The sequence below is a fragment of the Candidatus Jordarchaeum sp. genome, from assembly GCF_052745115.1.
In genome coordinates this window covers 1-1,974 of sequence record NZ_JBRAKS010000512.1, presented here as the reverse complement: position 1 = coordinate 1,974, position 1,974 = coordinate 1, and the positions used below count along the sequence as shown (strand labels likewise).

The window sequence follows — 1,974 nt, the reverse complement described above, 5'->3', positions numbered from 1 at the left end:
TAATTCTACTTGGTGATTTGTCTGCAAGGGTTCATGTTTACTTTTTTTCCAGCCATTTGGCGATGTGCTTGGTAAAGTTTTCAAAATCGGAAAGTCTTGTTTGCAGAAATTCGTAGACTAGATTTAGGTTTATGGATGCGTAGTCGTGGACTAGGAGGTTTCTGAAGCCTATCATTGAGGAGATTGTTTCTGCGAAGGTTTTTGGGATGATTTTTGCTTCGGCTAGGATGTATGGGATGTCCCTGTAGCGTTCTGGTCTTTGGAGCTGTAAAGAAGAGATTATTTCGTTGCCGATGTCTATGATGCATTCGATAGCCACTTGGAGGTATCTTTCGGCGGCTCCGCTTATTTTGAAGTCGCTGGTAAAATCTTTAATGGTGCTTGCTTGTATTTCTTTCAGAAATCTTTGATATTGCCTTAGTTTGCTTAGCTTGGTTGTGATTAAGATTTTTTCTACGCTAGAACCTGTTTCATCAAACATTCGTCATACCTCGCCAAGGCTCTGCTGAAATCTAAATATTCGCTTTGAGCTCTCGCCTCAAATGTTATCCTTGCTTCTTCATTTCGTGAATAAATGATTTTGCCGTGCTTTATCACTTGATGTTTAAGCAGGGGCGGAGCTGTGTTGAGGATTATTAAATCTACGTTATTTCCTAATATCTCAGAAAGTTTGTTCACCAGGTGTAAGTAGTATTCAAGTAGCGTTTTGAGGGGTTCGGAAAGTAGAACGGCTATGTCAATATCGCTCTGAGGGGTTTGAATCTTTTTTGCCTGTGAGCCGAAAAGGTAGGCAACTAAAACTCTTTTTTCGTTTCTGAAGAAGGTTATCAGATCTTCTGGAATTTCTTTTTGCACATTCTTCACTTTTTACAACAAGTTTGCTGAACTTGTCTATATCTATGTTTAAGGATTGCTCGAAATTTTAGTGAGCCAGTTTTAGGGTTTGCCTGTCTGACCTTGGTATCTGTAACGATTCTGCTCATCGCATCATCTTCTAAATTGTATATGCAGGAGGATTTATAAAAATTCTAAATCAACCTTTTAAGAATCGTATAAGAAGTCGTGTTTTATGAAGGTGAGGTTTAGGTTATCCAGCAGGGGTTTTGTAGAGTTCCGCTGGTGAGGTTGTTGAAGATGCAGCTTTGGTCCGTGGTTAACGAGGCCGTTGAGGGGTGGCTGCTATGAACCTGGCTCCTCCAGCTACCAGTGCTCTATCTAAAACTTGGATGATTGGATGCTTTCCGTTAGAGAAGCGGTTGCTGTATCAATTCTTACTCGTAGGGATGGGGTCTATTACTTCTAGGTCTTCGATTTTTTTGAAGACCTCGTCGTGGGTGGCTATTCTTTTGGTGTTTGTGACTTTCATTGTCGCGAGGATTACGCTGTCTCTGCCGCCGACTCCAATTTTGGTGTATTTCATGAGTTGTTCAAATGCAAGCTCGGCTATGTCGAGGTCTAGGTTGATGAATGTCAATGTAGCTAGATTTTGTATGGTGGAAAGTTTTCTTCTGAAATTTTCTTTTGGTAAATGGCGGAGATAATGCGCAACTTCCATTAGTGTTACGACGTTTAGAACAACGCCCTCATGGATAGCAGTTCTGATTGGTTTTGTTACGTGTTTGTGTTCTGGTAAGCGTTGGTCAAACCAGTAGATCCAGTAGTTAGTGTCCACGTAGATCATTGTTTTTCCCAGATTTTCTTCAGTTCTAATGGGTTGATCTTAGGGATTGGGGAATCCTCTTTGATGCATCCTTCCATTTCGTGAATGAATTCTTCGGGGGTTACCGGTCTCATTATAAGTATTTTCCCCTCTTCTAGTGCCAGTTTGACTTTGGCGCCTTCACGTAATCGTAATTCTTGACGTAAATGGGCTGGGATGACGATCCTACCCTTCTTGTCTACAACGGCTTCTTCAACCATATTCCCACCAATAATCCCACTATATCTTGATATTTAAACATTGTCATGATCGCC

Annotated in this window: 4 protein-coding genes; all 4 read right to left on the bottom strand. The window is 41.1% G+C overall.

The annotated features are described in order from the left end of the window. Positions 1–37: 37 nt before the first annotated feature. The 4 genes from hepT to ACUVXA_RS20270 all read right to left on the bottom strand — a co-directional run bounded on the left by hepT (position 38) and on the right by ACUVXA_RS20270 (position 1,920). Complete coding sequence (gene hepT / locus ACUVXA_RS20285) at positions 38–481, bottom strand: type VII toxin-antitoxin system HepT family RNase toxin (protein ID WP_445873110.1); 444 nt, start codon at positions 479–481, stop codon at positions 38–40. Next, positions 454–855: a type VII toxin-antitoxin system MntA family adenylyltransferase antitoxin gene (mntA, locus tag ACUVXA_RS20280; RefSeq protein ID WP_445873109.1), complete on the bottom strand. Its 402-nt coding sequence runs from the start codon at positions 853–855 to the stop codon at positions 454–456. The genes hepT and mntA overlap by 28 nt, the downstream gene beginning before the upstream one ends. A 409-nt stretch (positions 856–1,264) precedes the next feature. After that, on the bottom strand, positions 1,265–1,681 hold the full coding sequence (locus tag ACUVXA_RS20275; protein ID WP_445873108.1) for a type II toxin-antitoxin system VapC family toxin: 417 nt from the start codon (positions 1,679–1,681) through the stop codon (positions 1,265–1,267). Next, a complete protein-coding gene (locus tag ACUVXA_RS20270) occupies positions 1,678–1,920 on the bottom strand; it encodes an AbrB/MazE/SpoVT family DNA-binding domain-containing protein (protein WP_445873107.1) in 243 nt (80 codons plus the stop codon). The genes ACUVXA_RS20275 and ACUVXA_RS20270 overlap by 4 nt, the downstream gene beginning before the upstream one ends. Positions 1,921–1,974: the final 54 nt, after the last annotated feature.

Excerpts from the sequence above, each read along its gene's own strand:
- hepT (WP_445873110.1), bottom strand. The coding sequence starts at position 481 with ATGTTTGATGAAACAGGTTCTAGCGTAGAAAAAATCTTAATCACAACC.
- ACUVXA_RS20270 (WP_445873107.1), bottom strand. The coding sequence starts at position 1,920 with ATGGTTGAAGAAGCCGTTGTAGACAAGAAGGGTAGGATCGTCATCCCA.
- ACUVXA_RS20275 (WP_445873108.1), bottom strand. The coding sequence starts at position 1,681 with ATGATCTACGTGGACACTAACTACTGGATCTACTGGTTTGACCAACGC.